Below are 14,925 nucleotides of genomic sequence, written 5' to 3'. Positions count from 1 at the left end.
GTCGAATACTTCGGCGGCGCTGCAGGTCGAGTCGGTACCGCCGCCCCCCGCGGGGCCGCAGTACCGACTCTGTATCCGGGACCGCAAGACCCCCTCCGGGTGAGGTCCGATGTCCTCCGCGCGCCGTAGTCGTAACCGCGTCACCCCAGACGGGGGCGCGTTCGACCCCGATCGAGGATCCAGCGGAGAGCTGGAGAAGAAGCAAGGGGTGGTGCTCCCGCACGCATCCTTCGCCGACCGAGCCGCGAATCGCGAGCATGCCCGCGGCCTCGATACCGACATCGAAGGACTGCCCGGTCTGACACGCGCGCGCCGCGACCTCGAACGCGCCTTCCCCCGCAACACCGCCGCGCCGATCACGAACGAACGAAAAAGACGTTCGCTGCCGGCCGCGATCGAACTCCGTCGAAGCCTCAGCGCCCGCCAGCGCAATGCGCGATCAGCCACCAAAAGGACTGTCGAGCAGAGCGTTCCCCGAGCCCAGCACCGTGCGATGAGCACACTGATCGGAGATCCAGAAAATTGGAAACGCACCAACGACGCATTGTCCGATGTCAACGGTGATGCAGTTCGGCTCGACGACGACCAGCGCCGCCACATCCAGAGAGTCGACCGCGCAATCCAGCGATACGAGCGTGAGTCCGGACGTGGACACCTGGTCTACACCGTTGTGAGCTTGCCCCACGCCGTCATCCATCCATCCGAGCTACCCGAGACCCTCTCACCCGGCTCGGTCATAGCTTTCGACCGCTTCACCGGCGCCCGCCACTCGATCCACGAACTCGACGCACACAGCCATCCGACGGACGCCGTATTCGAGATCCAAACAACACGAGGGCTGTACCTCGGAGCATCGGACAAGGGCGACGACACGAGCCACCTCCTCCCACGGGGCACCCGCTACCGAGTCGTCAACTCGCACTTCGTCCCCTACGAGCGACCAGGTCAGAGGGTCAGGGAAAGGCTCGTCGTGCAACTCGAAGACATCGACACGGACTGACCATCAGCGAAAGGAACAAACAGACATGCCCACCGAAAAGGCCTCACCGCCACCACACCGACGAGAACGCCGCGCACCATGGCAATTTCATCCAGACATCATGCCGCGCGCCGACTTTCGCGCCGTCCAAGCCGAAGACCCCCAGACCGGACCCATCGACGGAGCCATCGACACCGGCGAAGAATCGGAATAGAGACGGTCACTTGTCATGGGCCCTGCGCGATCGGATGCTCTCGTCGAGCCACTCCGCACCATGATGACGGCCACAAAACGTGATACGCGCCCAAAACAAACCTCATCGGTTGCTTCTAACGTAGCCAGGGTGGAGCATACGAGTCATGCCTGTCTCTGAACTTCTGCGCCTCGGCAATGCTCGACCAATCGTCCGATGGGGCGACCCTGTCCTGCACACATCGGCTCGACCGGTGACCGACTTCGGTCCTGATCTGCAAAGTCTGCTTGCCGATATGTTCGCGACCAATACTGCTGCGGACGGTGCCGGCCTCGCCGCTCAGCAGGTAGGCATCGACCTTGCGGTGTTCATCTACGATTGCAGTGACGAGACCGGGACACGGCGAACTGGTGTCGTCTGCAATCCGGTAGTCGAACTCGCCGAAGGAAACGATCGACACCTCATCGATTTCGGTGAAGGATGCTTGTCCCTCCCCGGCGCATACACCGACCTCGCACGGCCAGAGTTCTCTATCTGTCGAGGACAGGACCAGTACGGTAACCAGATCGAACTCAACGCAGGCGGCACGCTCGGGCGTTGTTTCCAACACGAAACCGATCACATCAACGGTATCGTTTTCGGCGACCGCCTCTCGAAGCGCAAACGTAAACAGCTCTATCGTGACCACGAGACGGTCTCTGAGCAGTACAGCAACGATTGGCCAACACGATAGATTCTGCTCCGGAAGCAGTGACCGCTCTGCTCCGCCTACCCACCCGGTGACGTCAAGACCTTCACGAAGCCTGACATTCATCTACACGAAACAGTAGGTCGAACCCTCAACGCATCCATGGCTCGCTATTGCACGGCAACGGACCATATGGTCTTGTATCCTGGGCTAGGGAACAGGAGTTCGGGGAACATATGCCTTACGCAATGGCTGCGGCGTCGCTACGGGCCGCGATTCCAGAGGTAGTGACGGCGTACAGAACCACTTTGCTACGCGAGAATAGTCCCCTCGGGATCAATCCGGGGGTGTGGTCACAGTGCCGCCGCCAAGCACTGGCAATCCTCAACGAGTGCGTAGATGCATTAGGCCTTCCCACGTCTTCGACTACTCGGTCGGCGATTCCAGACGAGTACACCCGGTTGCTCGGCTCGCATCGAGCCCTACAGGCAATACCGGCTTCGGAGTCCGTGCGAGCTGTGGAGATTCTGTGGTCATCCCTTGAGCCTGCAATAGAGCTGGCCGCCAAAGAGGCACCCTTGACACACCGACCTGGGGTCTGGAGACGCATCAACGCCGCTTTTCGCCTTGCTGCCGGTGGCCGCCTTCACACGGGCATGCTCAGCTACGAGGAGACCCGAGGCCATTTGAGGGACAGGCAACTTCGAGTGCTTGAGGCCGCGTCAGACGCATCTTTGACCAACCGGGAGCTTGAAGTCTTGGAGGCTGTGGCGTTCGCGATGACCAACCGGCAGATCGCTCGCACTCTGAATATTTCAGAGCTCACAGTCAAGCGGCATCTGTCCAACGCCTATCTGAAACTTGGGGCGTCGTCCCGTATGGACGCGTTGCACAGGCTATTCGGCAGCCGCATCTAGCGGCCCGCAATTTCATACCGCGCGCACCAGGAGGGTGCCGAGCATCGCGAGGTTTGCTGCGTACTGGGTGGCCATGAAAGCGCGGTACCCGCAGCGCCGTGCCTTCAGGTCATAGTCGTTCGCCCGCGCGCATAGCGCCATCACCCAGAGAGCTCCAGCAGTCAACGGCAATGTTCCGAACAGTGCGAGCGGTGCCCATAGCAGTGAGGCGATCGGTGCGCATACTCCAACGACAGTCGTTCCGAATATGGCCAGCCGCCGTGCAGAGCTGAGTCCACGTTGCGCTGCCAGAGTGCGCCTCCCACCAATGGCGTCCCCGTGGGCATCGGATAGGTCCTTCACGACCGCTCCCACCAACGCCATCCATGTTGCCATCGATGCGCAGAAGACTTGTTCCGTACGCCCAAATCCTCCGCCGCCGGCGGCCGCTCCGGCAGCATAACTTGCCCAGCCGAGGCCGAATATCACTACAGAAGAAGACAAACTCCAACGCTTGGCAGCCAGTGGCGGTGCCGAGTACACCCACCCAAGCGTCAGGAAGGCGAAGGTCCAGCACCACATCTCGCGCCCCGCAACTGCAGCCATCAGCAGGGCTGTGATCGCCGTAGCCACGCTGACCCACCGGGCTGTACGGACTGCCAGTTCCCCCCGCGCAATCGGTCGCTGCGACGCGTTTGCCACATCCTCAAGGACGTCAGTCACACCATTGAACAAGTACGTCGATATCACGACGGCCCACCAGGTCAACGCGCCGGCCGCTAATTGTCCGACACCGACAGGCCCTGCAGTCGCTGATACGCCGGCAATTCCAACCGCGAATCGAAGCAGATAGACACCTTGGACCTGCGGTCTGGCCTCCACGAAGCACAACCATGCATTTCTTGCGGGACTCGACGCGCCCCCAGGACGACCTACCTGTGTGCCGTGCTTGACCGACTCACACCGATACGACCACCCATCTGACACAGCCGGAGCCTAGCTGTCGCAGTGCACGAAGGTTTCTGCCCGGACTTGTCTTCGCTAAAACTACATCCAAAGTTGTAGTTTTCTGAGGTATTACCTACTCCCTTCGTGCCACAAAGGGGACCAACGTATTCGCTGCTAGGCAGACTCGACTGGTACCGAAATGCACAGCAGGCGTACTGCAACTCTCCGAGTAAGCGAGGACCATGAGCAATCCGTTCGACGATGAAGACGGCAGCTATTTCGTTCTCACCAACGAGGAGGGGCAGCACTCTCTCTGGCCGGTCTTTATCGACGTCCCGGCCGGTTGGTCAAGAGTGTTCGGCGAGGCCAAGCGGACTGCTTGTCTGGAGTACGTCGACACCCACTGGACCGATTTGCGCCCCAAGTCACTCGCCATTGCTCAGGCCGAAAACCGCAGCCAGACAACTAATGTCGGACCAACTATGCGGCCGGGAACGACCAATTCGGTTGAGGGCATCCCAGCCGATGCCTACCACAACGAAATTAGGTCGTAGCTCGATGGGAGCACAGTCAGGCTCGTCCGTCGCGGACGTTGTTGGGGTCGGTTTTGGACCCTCCAACCTCGCTCTCGCGATAGCTCTTCAAGAGTCCATCCAGCCCGGACCGGTGCCGGCAAAGTTCAGCATGAAGTTCTACGAGCTCCAGCCTCGTTTCGGCTGGCACCGTGGGATGCTCATGGAGGATGCGACCATGCAGGTCTCTTTTCTCAAAGACCTTGCCACCATGCGCAATCCGATGAGTCGGTATACGTTTGTGTCCTACCTCCGAGAGAAAGAGAGAATTGCTGAGTTCATCAACAGCAAAACTCTCTACCCACTGCGGGTGGAGTTTCATGACTACCTGGAGTGGGCAGCTAGCCAATTTCAGTCAAACGTCTCGTACGGGTCCGAGATCAAAGACATCCGACCAGTAGTCGAGAATGGCGTGGTGGAGTACGTCGATGTAGTCGGCCCAGATGACGTTGTTCAGCGGGCGCGGAACATCGTGATCGGAATGGGTTTGACGCCTCGACTTCCCGATGGTGTCAACAGATCTGAGCGGATCTGGCACAGCTCCCAACTGCTGGGCAGAGCAGCCGCAGTTACATACGTCCCTCAAAATTTTGTCGTCGTGGGCTCTGGCCAAAGTGCCGCCGAAGTTGCTGACTACCTTCATCGGACTTTCCCTCGCGCCAATGTGCACACCGTCCTGTCCCGCTACGGCTACAGCGTCGCCGATGACAGCCCGTATGCGAATGGAATTTTCGATCCGGAGGGAGTTGACCGGTTCTTCTCCGCTCCGACCGACGAGAAGCAGAGGCTCCTCGAATACCACGCCAACACCAATTACTCAGTGGTCGATCTCGATATTTCACAGTCGCTGTATCTCAAGAGCTACCAGGAGAAGGTCCTGGGCAAACAGCGGTTACGGATGATCAACACCTCGCGCGTCACATCCGTCGACGAGGACACAGACGGCGTACGGGTCGAGGTCACATCCTCGGCCACCGGTCTGACCCATACCATCGAAGCAGACGTGATCGTCTACGCCACCGGCTACCGGCCAAGTGACCCGGCACCGCTACTCCAGGTATCGGTGTACACCCTCACGTGATGGTCCCCGTACAACCTCATATGTAGGTGCTCGGCGAGTCCTGTCGTAACTCGCCCACGACAAGGGCCACCCTTCGAATCGTCTACCGCCAAAGTTGACGAACCCGAAGGGTGGCCCTTGCCATGATCCTAGATGGAGAGTCTTGGATGAACATCCGACGTTTCAAAGCCCTGCACGAGGCCGGCGCGACCTATGCCGACATCGCCCGCGAATGCGGCTGCGATTGGCGCACTGTCCGCCGATACCTCGCCGACGATGCACCCACGCATCCACCGCAGGGAACCTCGAGAGCAGGAACACAACCCCGAGCGATCACCGACGACATCGCCGCACTGATCGAAGAGATGCTCCGCGCCGACATCACCATCGCAGCCTCGGTCATCCACGAACGCCTCACCAACGAAAAGTCCGTGACCGTGAACTACCAACGAGTCAAAATCTATTGCAGCACAGCCAGACCCATCATCCGAGACGAACTCGGCGCAGAAGAATCCGGGCTCGGCAATCTACACCGCCGATTCGAAACCATCCCCGGCGCCCAAGCACAAGTCGACTGGGGCGATGAAGGCGATCTCTTCGGCACCGGACGCAAGGTCTACTCCTTCCACATGGTCCTCTCGTTCTCCCGTGACCCATTCTGCTGCTACACCCACTCGATGGACGCCGCCGCGTTCTGGGGCAGCCACATCCGAGCCTTCGCGCACTTCGGTGGCGTCCCGGGTTCGATCGTCTACGACCGCACCAAAACCATTGTCCGCAAACATGTCCGTCCCGGACATGCTGTCCCGTTGCATCCAGCAGCCGTCGCATTCTCCGGGCACTACGGCTTCGACATCGACGTCCTCGCCGCGTACCGGCCCACCGGCAAAGGCCGTGTAGAACGGCAAGTGAAGATCGTTCGGGATCACGTCCTGGCCGGTCGCACGTTCACCGATCTCGCTAGCACCGACCGCACCTTCATGGACTGGGTTCCGATCCGCCGGACTCAGGTGCACCGTACTCACCGTGAGGTCATCGGGACCCGCGCCGTCGTCGATCACGCGGCGCTACGTCCTGCCCCGGCCGAGCCGTATCTTGTCGCCGAAGCCCACCTACGGCGCATCGGAAACGACGCGCTGATCTCGTTCGAGGCATCGCTCTACTCCGTACCCGCCGACCGCGTCCGGGCAGGTCAACGAGTACAGGTACGCGCCGGTGCCGACAACATCGCCATCGCCACCCTCGACAGTGCCGGCGGTACCGTCCTGGCCGTCCACGCTCGCTCGCAGGTCCGCGGCGCCTGGGTCGTCGACCAGGCGCACTGGGCGTCACTGCCCGACGGTCACACCCGTGCCACCACCGACGGACGCGTCGATACAAACCCCGCGGAGGGCACACCGTCACCTTCGGTCGACGCAGGCGACCCGTTGACCGCCAAAGTCATCTCACTCGTCGGACACGTCCACGTCGAACATCGACCACTGTCCGCCTACGCCGTCTGACCGTGAACCACTATCCCACAGCATCTTCCACGACAGGACACCGTTCATGAGTTCACTGACCACCCAACGGATCATCGACAACGCCCTCCGGCTCGGCCTCGGTCACACCGCCGAATCGGTCACCGAATCCGCCGCCCGCGCAGATTCCGCGCAGATGGGATACCTCGACTTCGTCGACCACCTCCTCGCCGAAGAAGTCGCAGTCCGAGAATCCCGGCGGTTCCGCAACGCCCTCAAACTCTCCGGGCTTCCCCATCACAAAACCCTCGACGACTTCGACTACACCTTCCAACCCGGACTCGAACCGCGCCGCATCCGAGACCTTGCCACCCTCGAATTCCTCACCGGCGCAGGGAACATCGCGATACTTGGACCACCGGGAGTAGGGAAAACGCATATCGCGATCGGGCTGGCGGTCGCTGCCTGCCAAGCCGGAAAGTCGATCTACTTCACCACCCTCGACGACCTCGTTCGAAAGCTCAAAGCCGCCGACGCAGCAAACCGGCTCCCCCGGCAACTCGCGAACCTCATGCGCCCATCTCTGCTGGTCATAGACGAGGTCGGATACCTCGCCCTCGACCGCGACGAAGCCAACATGTTCTTCCAGCTGATCAGCCGCAGATACGAGAAGGGCTCCACGATCATCACAAGCAACAAGCATTTCACCGAATGGGGAACCGTCCTCGGCGACGACGTCCTCGCCACCGCGATCCTCGACCGACTCCTTCATCACTGCGACGTCCTGGCCATCAACGGCCCCAGCTACCGGCTCAAAGACCGGCAAGGGCTTGTCACACCAGTGGAGGCACCGGCATCATGAACCTGCCGGACACCGACACGTCAGGTCGTACACAGACCGACACGTGAGGTCGTCCACCGATACCAGGGCCTGATGCGCGAATGTAAGCACGACGAGCAGGGACGGCTCAGCGTGGGACGCGACTACCGAGTGACGACGTCGGATGCGGTGCGCGCCGGTATCTATGTGCACGGTGCCAGTACCGAACACAGCCATGGACTTTCTGCTGGTCTCCTGTCCAACACTGCAGTCAGATCCGGTGAAATCGCCCAATCCATTCTCAGGAGATGACCATGTACGTCCCCCGGATCTACAAGGCAAGTGATCGGACATGGCTGCGCCGCGTGGTTGCGCAGTACCCTTTTGCGGCTCTGATCTCAAACGGCCCCAAGGCCCCGTACGCCACCCATTTGCCAGTCATCTGTGCTCCCTGCGCCCCTTCAGAGAGCGAGGACTTAGAAGGATCGACACTGTTTGGGCACATGAACCGGGCCAATCCCCACTGGGACTCGCTCGTCGACGGTGCGGATGCCCAACTTATTTTCACCGGGCCTCATGGGTATGTCACCCCAAGTGTCTACCAACGCGATTCTGTAGCACCGACCTGGAACTACGTCTCGGTACATCTCCGAGGAAAGCTGCAACCTGTTGCCGATTTCGAGGAGACGCTCAAGGTCGTTCAATTGACAGTCAGTACGTACGAGCAGAAATTCGGCAGCGGGTGGGAGATGGACAGTTCGCTGGACCACTACCGAAGGATCGGTCCGGCTGTGGGTGCATTCAGTTTTGAGGTGGAATCGGCGGATGGCATGTTCAAGCTCAGCCAGGAGCAGAACCTCGAGACCAGGCGACGGGTGGCGGACCACTTCAGCGCGAACCACGCCGGGCGAGGCAAAGAACTAGCTTCGTTCATGCGGGAGTACAGCCATGGTGACTACAACAACTTCTGATGGGGACATGTCGGACGCACCGACGGAACCCACGGCCCGGGAGCCTTTTGCGCCAAAAGAGCATTCCGTGCCCGCCATTTGTAAACCTTCAATTTCGCACCGGCTCAGCCATTTCGGCCTGGTCTGTTCATCGGTTTACGGATGCAAGCGGAGTTTATAAATTGTGCTACTGCTCTCACGCACCTTGTCCGCCGCCATTCCGACTCGTCGAGCAGGTCAATCGTTCTACCTTCGGAATGAAGTTGGGATTCCGGGGGATTGCTTCCGGACCAAAATCCGGCAAAAGAGCCGACCGGCGAACGTGACCAAGTCGGTGTCATCGCCAGAGAAAGCCAGAAGGTTGGTAATGGATTACGACGTTGTTGTTGTTGGGGCGCGATGTGCCGGCGCTTCGGTGGCACTGCTGTTAGCCAGACAGGGGCGAAGTGTTCTGCTGGTCGATAGGGCCTCCTTTCCGGCGGACACCATGTCCACGTTGTATATCCAGCACCCTGGGGTCGTGAGACTCGCACAGTGGGGGATGCTCGATGATGTTGTGGCCTCCGGTTGTCCGCCTTTGGGCACTATTAGTCACGATGTGGATGGACTGAGTCTGATCGCTGCTACCCCGGCGAAGGACGGTGTTAATGCCGCTTACGCACCACGGCGGTACATACTCGACGATCTACTCATTCGAGCTGCCGTGTCAGCGGGCGCGGAGTTCTCGGATCGGACGTCGGTCCTAGAATTGATTTGGCACGACGAACGCGTCGCCGGAGTTCGCCTCCGGAGTGGAAATTCGACCACATCGGTGTCTGCTCGATTGGTTATTGGGGCCGACGGTATGCGATCAAAGGTCGCGGAACTTGTTCAGGCACCGATCCTCCGATCGGCACCCATAGCAAGCTGCGTGTACTACACCTTCTGGCAAGGCTTGCGAACAGGATTCGGATTCCATGAGCGAGTCGGCCGCTGGATAGCCCGTATTCCAACACATGACGACCTGACAATTGTGGCAGCTTACCTGCCGCAGAGCGAATTCTCGGTCGTTCGGCGGGACCCGCAGAGGGCGTACTTGTCCGCGATCGAATCGACAGCGCCGGATTTATACGAACAAATTATGGCACTCGACCGAGTGGATCGGTGGTGGGGTACGGGGGACCAACGCAACTATTTCCGTAAATCGCACGGTCCGGGCTGGGCATTGACGGGGGATGCGGCTCACCACCTTGACTCGATCAGCGCCCGCGGCATCACCAATGCGCTGATTCAAGCCGACCTGCTCACCGATTCTATTTCCGGGGTGGATGTCGGGAACTCGGTCGCAGTAGATGAGGCGATGGTGCACTTTGCACTGTCGACAGGAGCTGTTCTAGAGGAGCCGTACATGAGTACTCTCGCCCTGGCGAAGCTTCAACCGACGAAGTCCCGGTTGCGCATGCTGCATGCCATTGCCAATTCGCCCGAACTTACATCTCGGTACTTCGGTTTGGTTTCGGGGGCCATCGGGATGCGCGAATTTATGTCGGCCGAGCTCGTCGACTTGTTGTAGCTTGCTGATGAAATATTTCGGGTCTGAATCTAACGCTGAGGGTGGTCACCCGAGTGGTTCGCAAGGAAGTGTTTTGCTGGGCGCTGAAAGGGTTGAGCATTGATCCCGTTGTCTTTTGCGCAGCGTAGGCTGTGGTTTATCCACCAGTTGGAGGGATTGTCGTCAACTTACAATATTCCTCTGGTCTTACGCCTGACTGGTGAGCTCAGTGTTCATTCGCTGGGCAGGGCAATCGGCGATGTCGTGAGTCGACACGAAAGTTTGCGGACTGTTTTCCCCTCCCATGAGGGTGTGCCGGAGCAGCGTGTTCTTGGCTCGGCCGACGCAGACTTCGGCTGGGACGTAGTCGAAGCGTCAGGGTGGTCGACAGACGCGTTGAACGATGCAGTCGCACAGGCAGTGGGATACAAATTCGACCTCAGCTTTGAGATTCCGTTCCGAGCGCAGCTCTTCAGACTATCGGCCGATCAGCATGTATTGGTGCTCCTGATGCATCACATCGCGTCAGACGGCCAGTCCCTCACGCCCCTCGTACGCGACGTCGGGCTGGCGTACAGGGCCCATGTGGGCGTAGAGGTGCCTGCCTGGGTGCCGTTGCCATTGCGATATCGGGATTACACGCTCCGTCAGCGTGAGTCGCTCGGCGACGAGTCCGACCCCGACAGTGCGCTGAGCCGGCACCTCCTTTACTGGAAGAACACGCTAGCCGGATACGAGGGGCGGCTTGAGCTCCCAACCGACCGCCCTTATCCGGTCGTGGCCGACTATCGAGGCAATCGAATCCCCATCGAATGGCCCGTGTCGATGCAAGAGCAGGTGCGACAGTTGGCCCGGGAGCATCGTTCTACCGGCTTCATGGTGATTTCGACGGCGCTGGCGGTGCTGTTGTCCGAACTAAGCGGCACCTCCGATGTCGCTTTCGGTGTTCCAACTACGGGCCGACGTGACGCTGATCTTGCGGAGATGGTCGGTTTCTTCGCCAACACAGTAGTGCTCCGCGTTGATGTGTCTGCCAGTTCGACGTTCCGTCGCCTCTTGCAAAAAGTACGGGACGCGGTTTTGGACGCATTGGCCCACCAGGATGTCCCGTTCGACGCGCTGGTGGATCTCGTCAAACCTGCTCGGTCACAATCGCATCACCCACTGGTCCAGGTCATGCTCGGATGGCAGAACCAGATCTCCACGGAGTTGGACTTGCCGGGGGTGCTGGCAGAGGCGGTACCCACCATTTCTCGACAGGCCCGGATGGACTTGACCTTCAGTCTCCGGGAGCGGTACTCCGAGTTCGGCGAGCCGCAGGGAATCGACGGAGTGGTCGAGTACCGCTCTGATGTCTACGACGCTGCATCGGTCGAGACCATGATCGTCAGGCTTGGGCGAATCATCGCCGAGATGATCGCCGTGATCGACCAGCCAGTCATCTCGATCGACGTACTAGACAGAAACGAACACACTCATCTTGACCGCCTGGGCAATCGTTCTGCGCACTCTCAGACTGCCGCCAGTATATCCATAGCCGAACTGTTTGCAGCACAGGCGAATCGAGCGCCGGAAGCGCACGCCATGGTTTTCGAGGATCAGGTATGGACTTACAGGGAAGTTGACGAGGCCTCCACGCAACTGGCACATCTACTAGCCGTTCGTGGGGTACGCGGAGGAGAAGTTGTTGCTCTCATGCTCCCGCGTTCCAACAAGACAGTAATCGCGATCCTGGCAGTGTTGAAACTGGGCGCAACCTATGTACCCATTGACATCAAGCACCCCGATGAGCGGGTGGCGTTCATCTTGGGCGATGCCGCTCCAGCTGCCCTCGTGACCACTGCCGAACTGACTTGCCGGGTAGACTGTTTTGGTATCGAAGTTGTGGATGTCGACGACGACGCGATTGCCGTGCAGCCGGTTACGGCTCTGCCTGCGCCAGAGGCCGGCCAAGTCGCGTACATCATCTACACCTCCGGTACCACCGGTGTCCCCAAAGGGGTTGCCGTTACCCAGGCGAGCGTCACGCGATTGTTCAGCTCGACGGCTCCGGGGTTCGTGCCGTCCTCAAACCAGGTGTGGTCACTCTTCCACTCCTACGCGTTCGATGTGTCGGTATGGGAGATGTGGGGCGCGCTGCTACACGGTGGCCGACTGGTTGTCGTACCTGGAGAAATTGCCCAGTCCGCCAACGACTTTCATCAACTACTGCGAGACCAGAACGTATCCGTTCTGAGTCAGACACCGTCAGCATTTTATGCTCTGCAGGCAGTCGACATGCGCCGGCCGGGCGAGTCTCGGCTGAGCGGTCTAGAAGCGATTGTCTTCGCAGGCGAAGCTCTCGAACCGTCGAAGTTGCGACCTTGGCTAGATCAGCTGGATTCCTGGCCGCACCTGATCAACATGTACGGCACCACAGAGACCACCGTCCACGCATCGTTCCGGAGGATCGTTTCTTCTGACCTCGACAGCCATGTCAGTCCCGTGGGCGGTCCGCTTGCTGACCTTGCCTTCTTCGTATTGAATACCGGTCTCCGCCGCGTGCCGGTAGGAGTAGTCGGAGAGTTGTATGTGGCAGGTCATGGTGTCGGCCTGGGCTACTTGAAACGCATGGGGCTGACGGCGTCGCGGTTTGTTGCTTCTCCGCTCGGCCCGCCGGGCTCGCGGATGTACCGGACGGGTGACGTAGTGCGGTGGAACCGCGAGGGCGAGCTGGAGTATGTGGGCCGCTCGGACGACCAGGTGAAGATCCGTGGTTTTCGTGTTGAACCGGGTGAGGTCGAGGCTGCTCTTTCCCGTGTCGCGGGGGTGGAGCGCGCCGCGGTCGTGGTGAGGTCTTCGAGTTCGGGCAAGCAGCTGATCGGCTACGTCGTACCTGCGGAGACCGGTCCAAAAGTAAATGGTGCTGTGGTGCGTGGTGATGTGGCCGCGCACCTACCGGAGTACATGGTCCCCACAGTGGTGATGATCGTCGATGACCTACCGCTTACGGTCAACGGCAAGTTAGACAAGCAGGCATTGCCGAATCCAGAGTTCGCAGGCGGATCCTACCGAAATCCGTCGACCTTGGTTGAGGGAATTTTGGCTGAAATCTTTGCGCGTGTGCTGGACCTACCGCGGGTAGGGGTGGACGACTCGTTCTTCGACCTCGGCGGAAATTCGCTATCGGCGATGCGAGTGATCGCGGCCGTGCAGGAGTCGTTTGATTCATCGATCGGCGTGAAGGCGCTCTGGGAAGCCTCAACGGTATCGGGGTTCGCACGGTTGGTGGGTGGATCGCCGGGTGGCGGCGTGGCATGGGTCCCAGTAGCTCGTCCCAAGCGATTGCCGTTGTCGTTCGCTCAGCGTCGGCTGTGGTTCATCCACCAGATGGAAGGGCAGTCGGCGACGTACAACATACCGCTACTGATTCAGATTACCGGTTCTTTGGATGTCTGTGCGCTGCGCGCGGCGATCGCTGATGTTGTGGAGCGGCACGAGAGTCTGCGGACAGTGTTTCCAGCGGTGGCTGGTGTGCCGGAGCAGCGTGTCCTTGCAGCTGAGACTGACTTCGACTGGGACATCATTGACGCCACCACCTGGACGGAACTTCAAATATCCGACGCAGCGCGTGTTCGGGGTCAGCATGCTTTCGACCTAGCCGAAGACCTTCCTTTCCGCGCGGCGCTGTTTGTCGTGTCTGCCACTGACCATCGTCTGGTCGTGGTCATGCACCACATTGCAGTCGACGGGGGGTCACTTCCTCCGCTCCTGCGTGACCTATGGAGCGCCTACGGAGTCCGCGCTGCGGGCGAGTCGCCTTCCTGGTCGCCACTTCCCGTCCAGTACGCCGACTACACGCTTTGGCAACACGCTCTGCTGGGTGACGAAGCGGATTCGCAAAGCGTGCTCGCCGGGCAGTTGAAATTCTGGGAACACGCCCTGAAAGATCTACCCAGCAGGTTGGAGCTTCCCACGGACCGGTCGTACCCGGCGGAGACCGACACGAATGGGGGTCGAGTCGTCGTCGACCTGCCCGCGGATTTCCATGAATTGGCGCAGCGGATCGCGCGGGAACGCAATGCGACGACGTTCATGGTGATGTCGGCGGCGCTTTCGGTGCTGTTGGCGCGTTTGAGCGGGAGCGCGGATGTGGCGTTCGGGGTGCCGACGGCGGGGCGGGGGCGAACCGAGTTTGACGGCATGGTCGGGTTTTTCGTCAACACGCTGGTGTTGCGTACGCGGGTTTCAGCCGAGATGAACTTCGGTGATTTGTTGGAGGAGGTACGGGAGCGGAGCCTGGACGCGTTCGCGAACCAAGATGTGCCGTTCGATGCGCTTGTCGAGCGCCTCAATCCGGTCCGTACGCAGGCTCACCATCCGTTGATCCAAATCCTGTTCGCCTGGCAGAACGACCCGGTCCCCGACATCTCGGTGCCGGGTCTCGACGTGGAGACGGCGTCAGTCGACATCGGAGCCGCTCGAATGGACCTGGCATTCAGCCTGCGCGAGCGGTTCACTGCGGACGGTCAGCCCGATGGGATCAGCGGAATCGTCGAGTACCGCACCGACATCTTCAACGCCGAGACCGTAAAGCGCATGGCGGCTCGGTGGCAGCAGCTATTGATTGCGATGGCGGCGGGCCCGGATCGTCCTTTGGCTTCGTTCGACATCCTGGGTGAGGATGAGCTGACGCAGCTGGACGTACTGGGTAACAGGTCGGCTGTGACGGAGTCCGTTGCTGGCGTGTCGATTCCGGAGTTGTTCGCCGAGCAGGTGAGGGTGCGGCCGGACGTCATAGCGGTGGTGTTCGAGGGTCGGTCGTGGACGTATCAGGAGTTGGACGACA

13 protein-coding genes are annotated in these 14,925 nt (G+C 60.2%); 12 read left to right on the top strand and 1 reads right to left on the bottom strand.

What is annotated here, in order from left to right; translation table 11 throughout:
* Window positions 1-109 precede the first annotated feature (109 nt).
* The 4 genes from CH262_RS26380 to CH262_RS28370 all read left to right on the top strand — a co-directional run bounded on the left by CH262_RS26380 (window position 110) and on the right by CH262_RS28370 (window position 2,777).
* Window positions 110-1,000 carry a hypothetical protein gene (locus CH262_RS26380; protein WP_015586160.1) on the top strand — a complete coding sequence of 297 codons (891 nt, stop codon included), beginning with the start codon at window positions 110-112 and terminating at the stop codon, window positions 998-1,000.
* A 25-nt stretch (window positions 1,001-1,025) separates the two neighbouring features.
* Window positions 1,026-1,193, top strand: coding sequence for a hypothetical protein (locus CH262_RS27900; protein ID WP_155289036.1), 168 nt, complete (start codon window positions 1,026-1,028; stop codon window positions 1,191-1,193).
* A gap of 145 nt (window positions 1,194-1,338) precedes the next feature.
* Complete coding sequence (def, locus tag CH262_RS26375) at window positions 1,339-1,905, top strand: peptide deformylase (protein WP_015586162.1); 567 nt, start codon at window positions 1,339-1,341, stop codon at window positions 1,903-1,905.
* 191 nt (window positions 1,906-2,096) lie between these two features.
* Window positions 2,097-2,777 carry a helix-turn-helix transcriptional regulator gene (locus CH262_RS28370; RefSeq protein WP_015586163.1) on the top strand — a complete coding sequence of 227 codons (681 nt, stop codon included), beginning with the start codon at window positions 2,097-2,099 and terminating at the stop codon, window positions 2,775-2,777.
* A 12-nt stretch (window positions 2,778-2,789) separates the two neighbouring features.
* On the opposite strand, the gene CH262_RS26365 is transcribed toward CH262_RS28370, so the two are convergent.
* Window positions 2,790-3,638, bottom strand: a complete 849-nt coding sequence (locus CH262_RS26365; protein WP_015586164.1) for a UbiA family prenyltransferase — start codon at window positions 3,636-3,638, stop codon at window positions 2,790-2,792.
* A 308-nt stretch (window positions 3,639-3,946) separates the two neighbouring features.
* Between CH262_RS26365 and CH262_RS26360 the strand changes: the two genes are divergently transcribed.
* The 8 genes from CH262_RS26360 to CH262_RS26330 form a co-directional block, all read left to right on the top strand.
* Window positions 3,947-4,258: an MbtH family protein gene (locus tag CH262_RS26360; protein ID WP_015586165.1), complete on the top strand. Its 312-nt coding sequence runs from the start codon at window positions 3,947-3,949 to the stop codon at window positions 4,256-4,258.
* Between the two features lie 4 nt (window positions 4,259-4,262).
* Complete coding sequence (locus tag CH262_RS26355) at window positions 4,263-5,357, top strand: SidA/IucD/PvdA family monooxygenase (protein ID WP_094683353.1); 1,095 nt, start codon at window positions 4,263-4,265, stop codon at window positions 5,355-5,357.
* Window positions 5,358-5,503: 146 nt separating this feature from the next.
* Window positions 5,504-6,838, top strand: a complete 1,335-nt coding sequence (gene istA / locus CH262_RS26350) for an IS21 family transposase (RefSeq protein WP_008720775.1) — start codon at window positions 5,504-5,506, stop codon at window positions 6,836-6,838.
* Between the two features lie 46 nt (window positions 6,839-6,884).
* A complete protein-coding gene (gene istB / locus CH262_RS26345; RefSeq protein ID WP_032385531.1) occupies window positions 6,885-7,658 on the top strand; it encodes an IS21-like element helper ATPase IstB in 774 nt (257 codons plus the stop codon).
* A 72-nt stretch (window positions 7,659-7,730) separates the two neighbouring features.
* Window positions 7,731-7,928 carry a hypothetical protein gene (locus tag CH262_RS27405; RefSeq protein ID WP_143547182.1) on the top strand — a complete coding sequence of 66 codons (198 nt, stop codon included), beginning with the start codon at window positions 7,731-7,733 and terminating at the stop codon, window positions 7,926-7,928.
* Complete coding sequence (locus CH262_RS26340; protein WP_202902192.1) at window positions 7,925-8,587, top strand: FMN-binding negative transcriptional regulator; 663 nt, start codon at window positions 7,925-7,927, stop codon at window positions 8,585-8,587. Before CH262_RS27405 ends, CH262_RS26340 begins: the two co-directional genes overlap by 4 nt.
* A gap of 346 nt (window positions 8,588-8,933) precedes the next feature.
* A complete protein-coding gene (locus CH262_RS26335) occupies window positions 8,934-10,118 on the top strand; it encodes an NAD(P)/FAD-dependent oxidoreductase (protein WP_015586168.1) in 1,185 nt (394 codons plus the stop codon).
* Between the two features lie 99 nt (window positions 10,119-10,217).
* Window positions 10,218-14,925: non-ribosomal peptide synthetase (locus CH262_RS26330; RefSeq protein WP_141215485.1), on the top strand; the 4,708-nt coding region annotated here is incomplete at its 3' end.

This window comes from Rhodococcus sp. 05-2255-1e (assembly GCF_002259025.1).
GTDB classification, from domain to species: Bacteria; Actinomycetota; Actinomycetes; order Mycobacteriales; family Mycobacteriaceae; genus Rhodococcoides; species Rhodococcoides fascians.
Note: the sequence above shows the minus strand (reverse complement) of the source record. Positions and strands in the feature narration are given on the sequence as shown.